The organism is Pseudomonas sp. CHM02 (genome assembly GCF_000612585.1).
In the GTDB taxonomy this organism is placed as follows: domain Bacteria; phylum Pseudomonadota; class Gammaproteobacteria; order Pseudomonadales; family Pseudomonadaceae; genus Aquipseudomonas.
Map to the genome: position 1 here is coordinate 17,052 of NZ_JFCA01000052.1, position 15,088 is coordinate 32,139.

Consider the following 15,088-nt stretch of genomic DNA (forward strand, 5'->3'; position numbering starts at 1 on the left):
TGTATGAAGTCAGTTGCCGTAACCAGAAGTGCCTTGGGATCTTGTTGTGTGCTGGTCCTCTTCATGGGCCTGTTCAGCACCTCGGCGCAGGCATTTGTCGAGGAAATTACCGCCGTGTTCCGCCCCGATCCGGGCAACCCGATGGTCAACAAGTTCGAGAACACCACGCCGGAAAGCGGGATTTGCCCCGGGCATATTCCCGCGAAGTGCAAGGCGATGAATATTTTCACTATTCGCAGGAGCTTTCCGTTGGCGGCCTCCAACCAGCCTATTGCGGCCTACGCCGATGACCCACGTAAAGGTGCCTATTTCAAGGTGCCTTCGACATGGCGCGATTTTCAAGTAACCCATCGCACGACCGGCGAAACCGAGACGGTTCAAATGCGTATCGCCGGCGTAGGAGCCCGTTGGAACGTCGCTTATCCTCCGGGTGTCAGTGCATGGAATACCCCTGATGTGTCTTGGTGGACGCCTTGGAACAATGCCCCGGCACCTTGCGAAGGGGTGAATTACTTGGCTGCCGGGGTGAGTTTTGCGTTGTTTTTCTGGATAGTTCCCGAAAACGCCGGGGCCTGCAGTGTGATCGCCGGGACCGACATTCCCTGGATGACCTATAGCACTTTTGAGTATGCCTATGAGCTGAGGACTCCGAATCCACTCACCATGTCTGCCGGGGAATACATCGGCAGCCTTACCTACACCATGGGGCCAGGTGGTGATTTCGATTTCGGTGACGTGATGCAACCTAGCGATCCTGTCGCCACCTTTAACTTCCAGCTGTCCGTGGAACACGCCCTCAAAGTCGACATCCCACCCGACGGCAACCGCATCGAGTTGATTCCCCAGGGCGGCTGGCAGGCCTGGCTCAACCATGGGCGCACACCGGCACGTTTGTACCGTGACCAGACCTTCCGCATCGCCGCCAGCTCGCGTTTCAAGATGCAACTCGAATGCTCGATCGTCATGGGCAACACCTGCGGCCTGCGCAATGCCGAGGGTGATGATGTGCCGCTGCAGGTCGCCGTGACTTTGCCCAGCGGCATGGTCGATCAGTACGGGCAAGCGGTGAACAAATTGCCGCTGCGCCTGGATGGCGTCGGCAGCGAGCTGTTCCAACCGTTGTATTACGTGAACGACCGGCCGGGCAGCCTGCATTTCGAGGTGCAGCGAGATGACATGGACGAAATGCTCAAGCGGCCGGGGAGTACCTATTCGGGCGTGGTGACCGTGGTCTGGGATTCGCAGGTCTAGACGGCCATCCGCAGTACCGGCCCGCGGGCATTGCGCGGGCCGTGTTCAATCATTGAGGCGTAGTCAAACATGAAACATGCAGTGTTATGGATCGGGATGTTCATTTATGCCCTGGGGGCCCAGGCGGCACCGGCAATCAACGTCGGGGTGGTGTATGACTATCTGGAGCAGGACCGCAGCTCCTATCTCAAGCGCGTGTCCAACACCGGCACAAGTACGGCGTTTATCCGGGTCGATGTGCTGGAGATCGTCTACAACGCCGACGGCACGCACCGCGAGGTGCCGGTAGCGTCGCTGGCCGACAACGAGGGTAAGACCACCAGTCGCGACGGCCTGATGGCCAGCCCGGCGCGGCTGATCGTGCCGGCCAACGGGCGTCAGGGCACACGGCTGTTGTATATGGGGCCGCGGGACAAGGAGCGCTATTTCCGGGTGCGTTTCATCCCTGTGGTACCGGAAAAGGACGACAACTTCGCCGTCACCGACGAAGAGCGCGCCGAATACAAGGGCAGCCTGGCGGCGGGGGTCAACGTCATGGCGGGTTACGGCACGGTGTTTTTCGTGCGGCCGAAAAACACGCGTTTTGATACGCAAGTCAAAGAGACGGCCGGCCAGTACCAACTGCGTAACAACGGCAACAGTGTGGTGGTGCTGGATGAGTTCCGCGACTGCTCGGCGACGGCAAAAAACGACTGCCTGCCGACCACCAAGCACCACATCATGCCAGGGCGCCAGTTGGTGTTCGAGAAAAAGGCCGAGCGCACCTACGGCTTTCAAATGATTGAAGGGCAGAAGAAAAAGTTGATCACAGTCGACAGCAACGGGTGATGACGATGTTCAAGCAACTGACAAGGCTTACGGTGTTGGCAGTACTGGTGTGTACGGCCGGTTCTGCTTGGGCGATCGAGGAGCGTCACGCGTTCGAGGTTTCGGTGACGATTCCTGTTCATGAGGCCTATGTCCTGCCTTCGGAGCCCGATTGGATGGGGCATGACCAAGTGCTTGCCTGGAACCTGGTGACCTCCCAGTTGAGTCGCCTGCGCAAGAGTTTCGATGTGAAAAACCTTTCCGGCGGGGTCGCTGCCCGCTTGGGGGCTGAGCCCTACCTGTTCAACGGACGGCACCGGATCGACTTGCAGGTACTGTTCAATCTGGTCCCCCTGACCCTGGACAGTACCGAGGTGGTTAACGCTGCCGAGGCCCGGGCGGGCCGGCGCGCGGAACTGGAGGTCGCGGCCATTGAGCCCGTGGACGGTTACAAGGCCGGGGAGTATTACGGTACGGTCCATATCGTGTTCGACTTCCTCGCGCCTTGAGTCGGGGCCGGCGCGGATAACTGTCTACCGCCGCTTGCCGTCGCGCAGGCATTAGCTTCCTTGCTTCATCGAGTCACCGACTCGTTCAAGCAAGGAAAGCCACTCATGAGTCAACCCGATTCCATTGCAACGCTTCGCCAGCAGCATCTCGATAAAATCCACAGCCTGTTCGCCAACCCACCGTCCCTGAAGGCGGTGGCCCTGGCCAGCGCCCAGTCCTACCTGGATGAACACTTCACGGCGCGCGCGTTGAGCGCCGAGCGGCTTTACCTGTGCAGCCCCGGCGCAGTCCCTGGCGGGCCTTCTGATCACACGGCCTTGGTGGATGTGTTGTTGGCGCGCCTGGCCAAGGGCGAGCCGACGTTGTTCGTCGGTGCCTACCACGATGTGGCCGTGCAGACGGGAGATGAGTCTGTCTTGGGCGGGCTGAGCCTTGCCGAGCTTGAGACGCTGGTCAACGAGCGAGGTGCGGTACTGCTCATTGCTTACCAGGAACACTTGCAGGCCTGGTGGCGGCAACGCAGGCCATCGCTCGTCGCCGCGCTGAGGGACGTTGTCGTCCATACCCCCAAACCTTGCGGCATGCCGGCGCAACGCTTTGATGCGGTTTTTCCGCTGCAGTTCAGCAGCCCTGAAGGGGCGCTGGTTTCCAGCGCCGGTACCCTGAAGGTCTCGACCGTCCATGTTCGCCGTCAGAGTCATGAAGAACCGATACAGACGTTGCCATTGCTGTTGCTCAGCCATGCACAAACCCATACTCATGTGCTCTACAGCCCGGCGTCTGGCCCACAGTGGTTGCAGCGTCCCGACGACATCGGGCCATGGCTGGCTGACCATCTGAGCCCGCTGCTGAATGAACCCGTGGGTGGGTGGTTCGTCTGTGAGTACACAGGAATGGCCATCGACCCCTTGGCGACCTCGTACTTGCAACGCCAGCTCGACGAAATCACGGCCATCGACACTCAGGTGCCCAGGACGGTTGAGCAATACCAGGCGCGGCTCGACGTGATAACCGATACCCGTCGCTGGTTTGCGGCGCCGCTGACCACCTTTCAACAATGCCTCCAGGATGCCATGCCGGGTTGGCTGCTCAATGCGTCACAAGATGACCGGCTGGCGATGGGCCAACTGCTTGCCGATCAGGCGCGCGAGTTCAACCGCGAGGCAACCGCGGACTTCTTTCCGCACATCGTTTCCCTGGTGTCGTTTGCCGAAAGGGCGTTGCAAGAATGTCTGGACGATGAACCACGGGCGATCCACCTGAAACCCCAGGACATTCAACTGGCATTCGAACCGGTCAAGGGCAGTGCCCTCACGTTGACCTTGACTGAATGGGCCCTGGAGACGCTTGCCGGTTTTGCACGCGTGCCTCAATGCGTGCTTCTCAAGGGAGAGCCGGCTCCCGCGTGGCTTACCCAACCGTTGCTCAACGGTTGGTTGGCCCAGGCGGATATCGCCAATGGCTACGGAGCACTGCTCAAACAGGAACTGACCCCGGTAGAAGGGGGATGGAACGTAACGGCCGCTGCGGACTCGCTGTTGTTGCAATTGAAGTTGCGGGCGCTGGAGCAAACCATCACCGGCCGGCACGGGCTGACGCCTGCGGGGTTGAGCATGCTCGGTTCTCTGCGCACACGCCGGGTGATCAGGCCCCTGACGGTGCGAACCTGGCAGGTTGAGGGCATGTACCTCATTGCACCTTGGCCAGGGCAACAGGGCCCGTGCCTGTTGTACCGGCCGTTGCTGGAACCTGCGCTGGTGCAGTACGCCTCCCTGGACGCCTTGCTGGATGCGATCAAGGTGCCCGGTGCTTTACAGGACAGTATCCTGGCCTGGTTGCCTGCCACTGTCAGACCGCTGTTTGCCCAAGGGGAAATGCGCACGCTGGGGAGCGACGCCTTTGTTGTGGCGCCGCCGTCTTCAGTTGCGCATGTCGAGGAGATTGCGTTCATGCGCGGTGTCTTCGCGCCGGTGATACAGGACTTGGCGGGTCTGGATTCATGGAGCAATGACCCGTTGCGCTGGGCAACCCTGAAGGCCGGAGGGTGGTCGCTGCTCAACGGCTTGTTGCCGTTGATCCAGGGCGCAGGACACGTGTCGGGATGGTTGGGGCAACTGCTGCGTGACCTGCGCCAGGACGTCCCGGGATTTGGGGGGGATGACCCGACCCGCCGCACCTCGGCGATCGTTGACATGCTGGGCAACCTGGCGGTGCTGCTGGCGCACCGGGTCTCGCCGGACAATCCGCAAAAAAACCTCAAAGTGGATTCGCTGCTGTTTTCAATGCCCCAGGTGGCTGACGAACGCGCGTTGCCTGTGCGCATCCAGGCGCCCCAGGCATTCGAGCTGCCCAATGCCGACGGCAGGTTGCGCAATGCCGCGGCTGCCATCGAGCAACGCCAGGTACAGGCCCAGGCTCGTCATGCCACGCTGTTGGCAGACTACCAGCAAGCGGATACTGCACGGGCCAAGGCGGATACCCAAGTGACTGCGGTGCTCAATCTGCTGGCCAGTGTCGCCGACACGCTTGACGACACCCAGCGCACCCAAGTGTTCGAGGGCTATATCCAAATCCAGCAAACCAAGCTCGACGCGACGGCGTTGCAGCTGCATAGCCTCAAGCAACTGCGCACGCTGGGAGCCCGGTTGGGCTATGAAGCCCACGTGTGCGAATTGCTGGAGTCGCTGCTGAGCAGCGTACGGTCGCTCGACGAACAGACCCAGGCGCACATCCGAAGACTCCATGCTCGCGTGAGCCTGGACCCCTTGCAGCGCGATGCGCACAGGCGCGAACTGGCGAACCTCAATACGCGAGTGATTGGTTGGCGTGAGCAGCAAGCCGGGGCGTTGCACGACTTGAAAGCGGTGATCGGCTGCGGCCCTGAAAAAGCCCGTAACTTGACTCCGGCAGCGAGCCAGCCCTCTGTCCGGGCATTGCAGGCGTTGCAGGTGAACGGTCTCTGGCAGGTGGCAGGCGGGACCGGATGTGAGGCTTTATCGGCGGCCATGACGCGTGCCCGTTGCGCGAGCCAATCGCACGCCGTGCTGGATGAGCGGGCGCTGTCGACTGTCGAGAGGATCGAGTTGCTCGACAGTATCGTCAAGGCGTATGCCGAGGTCATGGACCGGCTCGAGTTTTACCAGGGCGTGTCGCCTGAGCTGTTTGACCTGGCCTACCTCGGCCAGCTTCAGGCGTTGCTGGCTACCTTGCACGCTCAAGCCAACACCGACCTGACGTTGGCGCTGGAAGCGCCGCGTGAAGCTGCCGCGACCAGCCGTGCTGATCACTACCTGATCCGCACCCGTGGCGGCGATGTGTATCTGGCGCAACGCGTTGAGCCGACGGCCGATCAGCCGGTCGCCACCGCGCAGTTGCGTGACGCCGAACAATCCCTGGTCGCGGCCTTCAGCCTGGCGAGCGATGGTGTGTGGCAACCCATTGGCGAGGACGTGTCAGTGCCTGGCCCCGTGGTGCTGGACGCGCTCATTGAGCAGGGTCAGCGCCAGTCGGCCAGGGCTGAGGCAATGATCGCCCAGGCCGTGAAAATGATCGCCACGGCCCGGCAAGCACATTCACTCCAGGCATTGCTGGCCGAACACGCGTGCACCTTGTTCCACTGCGCCGAAGCCGTGCGGCTGGCGCTCAGTGACATGAGCCACCCCCCTCTGGCATTGACCAAGAAGACCCGCGCCCAGCGTTTCGAGGCCGACTGGCGCGCCGCAGCGGCGCGGTTGTATGAACGCGGTGTCTACGCCCACGTCGAAGCTATCAAGCTCGGCCAGCCGACCACCGTGGCTATCGATTTTCTCCAGGCCAGTCACGAGGTGCAGGTGTACAAACAGGACGGGCGTGTGCGCAGGGGAGACGACTATGTGCAGGTCTACCGAGTGCTGGACGTCCACACTGGCCGCCCTCTGTACTATTTGCATCTGCACTATGACCAAGCCGATGGCCGGGACGACCTGTTCACCGTTGCGAGCCTGAAAACCCCGGCACAGCACCGTCAGGTTTTGCAGGTGGCCTGCGGGCTGGATGGCGCCCGCTGGGTTGACCCTGATGCAACGGCAATCCTGAAGCGCCATCGCGGCGAGGTCGTCCGATGGAGGGTCAACCGCTGGCTGGCAAGTCAATAACGGAGTGCGGCGGGGGGGGGGCGCGCTGCCCCTCGTCAGCGCTGATCTTTTTCATCGAGCATTATTTAATGAGTGAGTTGGCGTGTTCCGCGAATGCTACTGTTCCTGGCGTTTGTAATCCTCTTCTTACAGACTTCAACTTAGTTGAAAAAAACGCCAATCAAGTTCATGTAGTCCTGTTCTTACGTCTGAATCCAAAGTTTTGGCAAAGTGCCATAATTTTCCTATGTGTCTTAGTGTGACAAGACTACTCGATTAAATGAATCGGACGGCTTACTTGCTGGCGTCTGAGGTGGACACTTGCCTGGCTTCGAGCGAACTCCAGATATGCAATACAACTAGTTGGAAAAGTAGAGGGAGTAGGCACGCCAACGTATTGGTACTTGGCGCTGAATGGCACTGGCCATATTCGCTTGATCAATAAGTTCTGCGCACCACGGCAGGGCTCGTTCATGAAACTTATTACTAGGTGAGTGTTTGCAAATGAAAACCAAAATGAAAACTGTGCTGTTGTCGGTCGGGCTTCTGGTGGGGTCGGCGTCGGTTGCCCAAGCGGCGGATGGAACCATCACGTTTCTAGGCTCAGTCCATTCAGGCGCCTGCTCTATCAAGCCTGACTCTGTGGATCAGTCGGTACACCTGGGTGCGATTGCAAAGCATCAGTTGCAATCGGGGGGTAAGTCCGAAGCCCGGCGTGTGCTGATAGAACTTGAAGGCTGTGACCTCACAGGCCTTACCGACAACACGGTGACCACGACCTTCACCGGCGCGCCATCCACCGTTGTTCCTGGTGCGATCGGTACCGTCGGTAGCGCGGGCGGCGTGGGCATCATGATGACCCATGGCAGCAAGCCCATCGAGCTGGGTGTGCCTACGACCCCCCAGGCCATTGTTGCCGGCGATAACACGCTGGAGTTCGGTGCCTATGTACAAGGCCAGCTCACGGGCGACATTGGCCCGGGTGATTTCAGCGCGGTCACCAATTTCACCTTGGCGTATCAGTAAGTTTTTCCCCCGCCACGTTGAGTGGCGGGGGGAAGCTGGCGGGAGATCAAGGTGAAAACATTCATAAGTCTCGCGGTTGCCTCGTCATTGACGATGCTGGTCAGCCCTTGGGTGTTCGCCCAGGCGCCTGCGCAAGGCGACGGTGTCGTCACGCTGGGTGGCGAGGTTGTCGACTCGGCGTGCGGGCTGGAATTGGCCAGTGCCGATCAATCCATCGAGATGACGCCCGAACCCATCGGTCGGCTGTTGCGCAATGCATTGGGCGCGCCACACCCCTTTGAGTTGCGGCTGGTCAATTGCTCGCTGACTCGCCCTGACCCGTCGCGCCCAGGCGTGAATCTGCCGGACTGGGAGCATCTGCGCGTGACGTTCGACGGTCCCCACGACAGGGGAGGCCTCTCCTTCGCAGCCTTCGGTGATTCGCAGGGGGTTGCCTTGCATATCTGGGATTCGGCCGGTGAGGAGAGTGTTCCGGGGCAGCCGATGGCGCTGCGCCCGCTGGCTGAAGGTGACATGACACTTCACTACACGCTTCGCCTGATCGGTAACGGCTTGCCGTTGTCGCCTGGTGCTCACGTCGCCGCAGTGCGGTTCAAGTTGGAATACTTTTGAACAGTAATGGGTTGCCTTCATGTTGAATGCGTCGAAGATCAAAAATACGCTCCGTCCGAGCCTCTTTGGCGGAATGATGTCCCTGGCGGGAACAGTATTGGGTGCTGGCGATATTGAGTTTAATACCGAGGTGCTTGATCTCAGTGATCGCACCAATATTGACTTGTCTCAGTTTGCACGCAGCGGCTTTATTCTGCCGGGCACTTATTCGATGGTTGTACAGATCAATAGCCAGCCTATTGCTGAACAACCGGTGGCGTTTTATCCCCCCGATGATGATCCCAAGGGAAGCCAGGCGTGTTTGTCGCAAGGCCTGGTGGAACAGTTGGGCCTCAAAGAATCCGATGCTGCCAAACTTACATGGTGGAAGGGTGGAGAGTGCCTGGATATTCAAGGCTTGCCGGGTATGGAAGTGAGCGGCGATCTGGCGACCTCCACGCTGAACATCAACCTCCCTCACGCCTACCTTGAATACAGCACCATCAATTGGGACCCGCCCTCGCGCTGGGATGACGGGGTGCCTGGGTTGTTGATTGACTACAACATGACGGCGCAATCGAGTTACCAAAGGGACGACGGCACCCGCAATGACATCAGTGGTAACGGAACACTGGGGGCCAATGCCGGAGCCTGGCGCTTGAGGGCGGACTGGCAGGGGCGTGTCGACAAAGACCGCGAGCGCGTGTCCAAGCGTGCGAAGCTGGAGTGGAGTCGCTACTACGCTTACCGCGCCATTCCTGCGCTGAAGGCGCGCCTTGTAGTGGGAGAGAGCTACCTGTATTCGGACCTGTTCGACAGCTTCCGTTTTACCGGTGCTGCACTCAACTCCGATGAAAGCCAGTTGCCGCCCAACTTGCGTGGTTATGCGCCGGAAGTTGTCGGGGTCGCCAAAACCAATGCAAAGGTCATCATCAGCCAGCAGGGCCGCGTGTTGTATGAAACGCTGGTCGCGGCAGGGCCTTTTCGCATTCAGGACCTTAACGACGCGGTCACCGGCAGGCTGGACGTGCGAGTGGAAGAGCAGGACGGTTCGGTACACACCTCCCAGGTCGATACCGCGGGCGTTCCCTACCTGACGCGTCCTGGACAGGTTCGTTACAAACTGGCGACGGGAAGACCCTCCAATCTTCAGTACGGCGCCGATGGCGACTTTTTCGGCAGTGGCGAGTTCTCGTGGGGCGTGAGCAATGGCTGGTCGCTGTTCGGCGGCGCCATCACCGATAACAACTACCGTGCGTTATCGGCCGGGATCGGTCGTGACCTGTTGGCGTTCGGCGCAATATCGCTGGACGCGACTCAGTCCCACGCAACGGTGTGGAATGAGGCGCTCTCGGGCAAGTCCTACCGCCTTCAATACTCCAAGCATTTCGAGGAGTACGACAGCCAGGTCACGTTCGCCGGCTACCGGTTTTCCGAGAAGAACTACCTGAGCATGAGCGAATACCTGGATGCTCGCCATTACGGCCGCAACGGCGAACTCGCCGGGCTCGACGAGAACGGGGATTGGAAACCCATCGGCGGCAGCAAGGCCCTTTATACGGCGACGGTCAACAAGCAGTTTCGTGATCTGGGCGCCACCGTCTATGCCAGCTACAACAAACAAACGTACTGGGAGCGGCCGGCTACGCAGCGCTGGAACGTGTCGGTGTCACGCTACTTCAATGTGGGTACCGTCAAGAACCTGAGCTTGACCCTGAACCTGTACCGCACGCAGGACTACAACTTTAAGGACAACGGCATGGCGCTGACGGTCAGCCTGCCACTGGGGCGCACCGGCACACTGTCGATGGACGCTAACAGAACCACCGGCGATAACCGTTTTTCGACGCGCTACAGCGATCGCCTCGATGAGCGCAACAGCTACCAGCTTACGGCGAGTAACAAAGCTGCCAGTGGTTATCTGAGTCATATCGGTGACCAGGCCGATATCAATCTTGCCGCCAGTCAGCAAGAAGGCAATTACACCACCCTCAGTGTGTCTGCTCGCGGCGGTGGCACGCTCACGCCTTATGGCGCGGCGCTGCATCGCACCAACAGTACCGGCGGAACCCGCTTGATGGTGGATACCGGTGGCGTGTCCGATGTGCCGGTGCGCGGCTACGGCACGCCAACCCGCAGCAATACCTTTGGCAAAGCGGTCATTTCCGACATCAGCAGCTACCAGCGCACGGCGGCCAGTGTCGATCTGGAGAGTTTGCCGAGCAATGTCGAAGCCACTCAATCCGTCACGCAACTGACGCTGACCGAAGGGGCGATCGGTTATCGATCCCTGGACGTGATCGCCGGTGAGAAGGCCATGGTTGTGCTTCGTCTGCCGGATGGCAGTTCGCCGCCCTTCGGCGCGGTGGTGAAGAACACCAAACAGCAAGACACCGGGATTGTGAATGACGGCGGTCATGTCTACCTGAGCGGCATTCGGGCAGGCGAGGCGATGGTCGTCAGTTGGGGGGGGATCGAGCGATGCATCCTCACCCTCCCGGTCACCTTGCCTGCTGATGCCTTGACCGATGCCCTGCAATTGGGCTGCCAGATGGTGGCCACTGATCAATCCTCGCCCGAGCCAGCCTCGCTGACCGGAACGCCCATCGATACGGAGAACACATCCTCATGATGCTGAACACGCGCCTCACACTCCAGGCTTTCATGCTGCTGGCCCTGGGCTTGAGCCAGGGCGCCAACGCCGCTGTCGGCCTGGATCGTACCCGAGTGATTTTTGATGGTGGCAAAGACGCCACCAGCGTGAACATCACCAACAACAATACCCAGTTGCCGTATCTGGCTCAGGGCTGGATCGAGGATGAGGCGGGTAAAAAAATCGCCTCGCCCTTGATCGTGTTGCCGCCGGTTCAACGCCTGGAGCCTGGGAAGCAGAGCCAGGTGAAAGTGCAGGCGCTGCCTGCGGCCAAGGCCTTGCCACAGGATCGGGAGACGGTCTTCTACTTCAACCTGAGGGAAATTCCGCCGCGCAGCGATAAGGCCAACACCCTGCAGATTGCGCTGCAAACCCGGGTCAAATTGTTTTACCGGCCGCAGGCCATTACCCCGAGCCAGCAAGACGTGTCCAACCCTTGGCAGGAAAAACTCACCCTGACCCTCGAAGGCGAGCATTACCGGGTGAATAACCCTACGCCTTACTACGTGACCCTGGTGGATGCGCGCACCACCAAGGACGGCAAAACCGTGCCGGGCTTTGAGCCGCTGATGGTCCCGCCAAAAGGCGCGCTGACCCTTGGGCCAACGGCCAAGGTACTCGGCACGACGCCCCATCTGGCCTACGTGAATGACTACGGCGGACGCCCGCTGCTGGCCTTCAACTGCAGTGGCGACACCTGCACAGTGAACGCGCAAGTACCCGCGCCTGGTAAGTAGCGCCTGCTGCTGGAGAACGTCATGAAGTTGCACATTGTGAAGGGGTTGGGCGGCCTGTTACTGGCTTTTGTCGGGCGCGTGTACGCCGAGGATGTCGAAGGCATGAACGGGATGTTGAACATTACCGGGTCCATGCATGAAACCCCTTGCAGCCTGGAGATGACCTCGCTGCATCAGACCGTCGAGCTAGGCTCGGTGTCGACCAGCCAGTTGCAACGGCCCGGCGATCAGGCAAAACCCGTGGCGGTCCAACTGCTTTTTACCGATTGCCACCGCACTGCCGGCAGCATCCGGAGTGAGCGTACGGGGAACCTGACCTGGAGTGCCTTTCAACCTGTGCTGTCGGTGGCGTTTCTTGCGCCCGCCGATGCCGATGATCCACGGCTGGTCAAAGTGCAAGGCGTCACCGGAATGGGCCTGCAGTTGACCGATGCGCTGGGACGGGATGTACAGCTGGGATCCAGGGGCGAACCGTTGTTTTTGCCCCTGGGCGGTAACACCCAGACCTGGCTCGTACAGCCCACACGCACCTCCGCGCCGTTGACCAGCGGGGCGTACCGGGCCGTGGTGGATTTCAGGCTCAATTATGAGTAAGGGCAGAACGATGGCAACGTCAACCGGCCTGCGGGCCATGTTTATCGGTAGCGGCCTGTTGTGGGCTGTGAGCCAGGGAGTGCAGGCCGAAACCAGCCTGACGATCCGTGCGGTCATCATCGCACCGCCACCGTGTGTGATTAACAACGGCACGACGCTCAATGTGCCGTTTGGCAATGACCTTCTGACGTCACGGATTGACGGGGTCAATTACCGTCGAGGCGTGCCTTATACCATCCGGTGTGATTCCCCTTTCAGCAACGCGATGACCCTGGAACTCAAGGGCACGGGGGCGGCGTTTGATAACCGCGTGCTGGTCACCCGTAAACCCGACCTTGGGATAAAGCTGTTCGTGAATGGCGCCGACTGGCCGCTCAATACCGCCGTGAATTTTACCCATCCAACTTTTCCGGTGGTGCAGGCGGTACCGGTCAAGCGTGCGGGCAGCAAGCTGACGGGAGGGGCATTTGATGCGACCGCCACTCTGGTGGTCGATTATCGATGAAGAGGAATGAGCAATGACAGTTTGGCAGCAGCGAGCGTTGCTCGCCGTGTGTTCCATCGGCCTCTGCAGCGGTGCGTCGGCGAACTTGAGTTTCAGCGGAACGTTGAACGAGCCTCCGCCCTGCACGATTGACGCCGGCAACACGATTGAGGTCGATTTTGGCGATGTCGGGATCAAGCGAGTCGACGGTGTGAGATACCGCAGGGGCGTCAGTTACACCATCAGCTGTGGCCCCGCCACGCTGCCGTGGGAGCTGAAGTTGAGCGTCAACGGTACACCCACGGCGTTCGACGCCTCGGCGGTACAGACCAGTGTGCCCGCGTTGGGTATTCGGGTGTATCGCAACAGCGTGCCATTTGCGCTCAATACACCATTGAACATCACGCTGTCGTCACCGCCGGTATTGGAAGTCGTGCCCGTCAAACAGCCAGGTGCAACGCTGGTCCCCGCCAGGTTTGCAGCGGTGGCCACACTGTTGGCCGAATACCAGTAGGAGCTGAGTCTATGCGACATGAAAGGGATCATAAACGGTGGTCATGTGCCTGGCTGGGGTTACTGCTGGCCTTGGGCTCGATGCCAAAGGGGGAGGCGGCGAACAACCTGAGTTTCAAGGGCAACCTGGTGGCAGAAGCGTGCACGATCCGCCCCGGTGACGAGGCCATCACCCTGGAACTCTGGGACGTGACCAGCAAGCACCTCTACATCAACACCCGCACGCCGGGCAAGCGCTTCAACGTGCACCTGGAGGACTGCGACACCACGATTGGCAAGACGGTCACCATCACGTTAGGCGGCAGGGAAAACATGGCACTCCCCGGTTTGTTCGCGCTGGACGGTGGAAGTGGCGCCTCGGGTATCGGGCTCGGTGTAGAGACCCTGAACAACAAGCCGTTGCCCCTGAATACGGTCAGCGATGAACAGGTGTTGAGCAATGGCAGCAATGTGATCGAACTCAAGGCCTATGTGCAGGGCGAGCCCAATGCTATCCGGGATCAAACCATCGGGCCCGGTACTTACACGGTGACCTCTACGTTTACGCTGGACTATCCGTAGTCCTGAAACGACCTCAGGCAAACCTTCAATGTCTTCTTGGCGGCTTCAAAACACGGGCTGAGTGTTCGTGGGCGGTGCCTAAGTAAAAAGCGATGAGATATGAAAATGAAACGACTATGTGCCGCCAGTCTGTTTCTTGTCCTGACGAGCCTTGCGACAAAACGACGAGAGATCAAAATGAAACGACTTTATGGCGCCGTGGTGCTTGTCGCCTTGATGGGTGTGACTGTGACTGCGCAGGCTGTCGACTGTCGGGTTAATGGAGGCCCTTGGCAAAACGGCAATCCAAACCTGCAGGTTCCCGTTACGGTGACCCTGAGCGCGGACCGCACCAGGATCATGATGGAAGGGGCAAGGCTGGAGTGCCGATTTACCTACAGCGGAGGCCCTGCTTGGCATGAGGATTACTGGGCATCTGGCAACGCGGCAGGTAGCGCGTGGACGCCCGGTCCCAAGTTTGCCGGCGAACGTTCTGGTTTGCGAATCAACGGGGCTTTCTACAACACCCCGGTTCCGGCGAGTATTCGGATCGTCACGGTGCCCAACAACGGCGTTTTCTATCCGATCAATGTCACACCCTATATTCTGCTGCGCAACAATCCGTCGAACCCGATCGATGTTCGAGTCGGGGATACGCTCGGGATTCTGCGCCTCACTGCCACGAACAACTACAACCAGAGTACGGCGAGGATCTCGGTGACGTACACCGCCGCCAACAACTTCACCATCTCTCCATCAACCTGCACGATCAACAATAACAACCCGATCGTGATCAATTTCGGCAACGTACACCAGCGCGCCATCGGCACCGATCCACTGACAACCACCATCCGTAGAGACCAGCGGCTCAACTATTCATGCCCGGATGGCGGCATCAACACGCCAATCACCATTACCTACAAAGGCACTCGCTCTTCGTTCGACTCACGCCTGCTCGTGATGAGCAATCCGGACGTGGGCACCGCCATGGTCCGGGCGGGCTCTGCGGTGCAAGTCAACGGTTCATTCCTGACCCGTATCACCAATAGCGGGGGCGGGGACGATGTAACGTTCACGCTGGTTCGATGCGCGGGGTCACTGCCTGCTGCCGGCCCCATCAGCGGCAGCGGTGTGCTCGTGATGGGGGTGCCGTGACCCGAGATAGGGTTAAGGCCGAAGCCACCTCAGTCAAACTTCAACCCTCTCTCGAGCGGCGCAAGGCACAGATATATTTGTGGAGGGCGGCGTCTGGGGAGAAAAACGACGAGAG

At 59.9% G+C, this 15,088-nt stretch carries 13 protein-coding genes; all 13 read left to right on the forward strand.

Features of this window, described 5'->3' with window-relative positions; genetic code table 11:
• The first annotated feature begins 3 nt into the window (after window positions 1-3).
• The 13 genes from BM70_RS0125450 (at window position 4) to BM70_RS0125510 (ending at window position 14,973) form a co-directional block, all read left to right on the forward strand.
• Window positions 4-1,251, forward strand: a complete 1,248-nt coding sequence (locus BM70_RS0125450) for a hypothetical protein (RefSeq protein ID WP_025858647.1) — start codon at window positions 4-6, stop codon at window positions 1,249-1,251.
• A 69-nt stretch (window positions 1,252-1,320) separates the two neighbouring features.
• Window positions 1,321-2,079: a pilus assembly protein gene (locus tag BM70_RS0125455; RefSeq protein ID WP_025858648.1), complete on the forward strand. Its 759-nt coding sequence runs from the start codon at window positions 1,321-1,323 to the stop codon at window positions 2,077-2,079.
• A gap of 5 nt (window positions 2,080-2,084) precedes the next feature.
• Entirely contained in the window at window positions 2,085-2,567 is a 483-nt protein-coding gene (locus BM70_RS0125460) for a CS1 type fimbrial major subunit (RefSeq protein ID WP_025858649.1), read from the forward strand.
• 105 nt (window positions 2,568-2,672) lie between these two features.
• Complete coding sequence (locus tag BM70_RS0125465) at window positions 2,673-6,701, forward strand: hypothetical protein (RefSeq protein ID WP_025858650.1); 4,029 nt, start codon at window positions 2,673-2,675, stop codon at window positions 6,699-6,701.
• Window positions 6,702-7,196: 495 nt separating this feature from the next.
• Window positions 7,197-7,706: a fimbrial protein gene (locus BM70_RS0125470; protein WP_043274372.1), complete on the forward strand. Its 510-nt coding sequence runs from the start codon at window positions 7,197-7,199 to the stop codon at window positions 7,704-7,706.
• A 51-nt stretch (window positions 7,707-7,757) separates the two neighbouring features.
• Entirely contained in the window at window positions 7,758-8,318 is a 561-nt protein-coding gene (locus tag BM70_RS0125475) for a fimbrial protein (RefSeq protein WP_025858652.1), read from the forward strand.
• 19 nt (window positions 8,319-8,337) lie between these two features.
• Complete coding sequence (locus BM70_RS0125480; protein ID WP_155952197.1) at window positions 8,338-10,929, forward strand: outer membrane usher protein; 2,592 nt, start codon at window positions 8,338-8,340, stop codon at window positions 10,927-10,929.
• On the forward strand, window positions 10,926-11,687 hold the full coding sequence (locus tag BM70_RS0125485; RefSeq protein WP_025858654.1) for a fimbria/pilus periplasmic chaperone: 762 nt from the start codon (window positions 10,926-10,928) through the stop codon (window positions 11,685-11,687). Before BM70_RS0125480 ends, BM70_RS0125485 begins: the two co-directional genes overlap by 4 nt.
• 21 nt (window positions 11,688-11,708) lie before the next feature.
• Complete coding sequence (locus BM70_RS0125490; protein ID WP_025858655.1) at window positions 11,709-12,281, forward strand: fimbrial protein; 573 nt, start codon at window positions 11,709-11,711, stop codon at window positions 12,279-12,281.
• 10 nt (window positions 12,282-12,291) lie between these two features.
• Window positions 12,292-12,786, forward strand: coding sequence for a fimbrial protein (locus BM70_RS0125495; RefSeq protein WP_025858656.1), 495 nt, complete (start codon window positions 12,292-12,294; stop codon window positions 12,784-12,786).
• A 13-nt stretch (window positions 12,787-12,799) separates the two neighbouring features.
• Window positions 12,800-13,279, forward strand: coding sequence for a fimbrial protein (locus BM70_RS0125500; RefSeq protein ID WP_025858657.1), 480 nt, complete (start codon window positions 12,800-12,802; stop codon window positions 13,277-13,279).
• Window positions 13,280-13,290: 11 nt separating this feature from the next.
• A complete protein-coding gene (locus BM70_RS0125505; RefSeq protein WP_025858658.1) occupies window positions 13,291-13,839 on the forward strand; it encodes a fimbrial protein in 549 nt (182 codons plus the stop codon).
• A 177-nt stretch (window positions 13,840-14,016) separates the two neighbouring features.
• A complete protein-coding gene (locus tag BM70_RS0125510) occupies window positions 14,017-14,973 on the forward strand; it encodes a fimbrial protein (protein WP_025858659.1) in 957 nt (318 codons plus the stop codon).
• Window positions 14,974-15,088: the final 115 nt, after the last annotated feature.

What these genes read in the sequence shown, in the direction of transcription:
- BM70_RS0125450 (WP_025858647.1), top strand. Translation starts at nt 4, where the DNA reads ATGAAGTCAGTTGCCGTAACCAGAAGTGCCTTGGGATCTTGTTGTGTG.
- BM70_RS0125455 (WP_025858648.1), top strand. Translation starts at nt 1,321, where the DNA reads ATGAAACATGCAGTGTTATGGATCGGGATGTTCATTTATGCCCTGGGG.
- BM70_RS0125460 (WP_025858649.1), top strand. Translation starts at nt 2,085, where the DNA reads ATGTTCAAGCAACTGACAAGGCTTACGGTGTTGGCAGTACTGGTGTGT.
- BM70_RS0125465 (WP_025858650.1), top strand. Translation starts at nt 2,673, where the DNA reads ATGAGTCAACCCGATTCCATTGCAACGCTTCGCCAGCAGCATCTCGAT.
- BM70_RS0125470 (WP_043274372.1), top strand. Translation starts at nt 7,197, where the DNA reads ATGAAAACTGTGCTGTTGTCGGTCGGGCTTCTGGTGGGGTCGGCGTCG.
- BM70_RS0125480 (WP_155952197.1), top strand. Translation starts at nt 8,338, where the DNA reads ATGTTGAATGCGTCGAAGATCAAAAATACGCTCCGTCCGAGCCTCTTT.
- BM70_RS0125485 (WP_025858654.1), top strand. Translation starts at nt 10,926, where the DNA reads ATGATGCTGAACACGCGCCTCACACTCCAGGCTTTCATGCTGCTGGCC.
- BM70_RS0125490 (WP_025858655.1), top strand. Translation starts at nt 11,709, where the DNA reads ATGAAGTTGCACATTGTGAAGGGGTTGGGCGGCCTGTTACTGGCTTTT.
- BM70_RS0125495 (WP_025858656.1), top strand. Translation starts at nt 12,292, where the DNA reads ATGGCAACGTCAACCGGCCTGCGGGCCATGTTTATCGGTAGCGGCCTG.
- BM70_RS0125500 (WP_025858657.1), top strand. Translation starts at nt 12,800, where the DNA reads ATGACAGTTTGGCAGCAGCGAGCGTTGCTCGCCGTGTGTTCCATCGGC.
- BM70_RS0125505 (WP_025858658.1), top strand. Translation starts at nt 13,291, where the DNA reads ATGCGACATGAAAGGGATCATAAACGGTGGTCATGTGCCTGGCTGGGG.
- BM70_RS0125510 (WP_025858659.1), top strand. Translation starts at nt 14,017, where the DNA reads ATGAAACGACTTTATGGCGCCGTGGTGCTTGTCGCCTTGATGGGTGTG.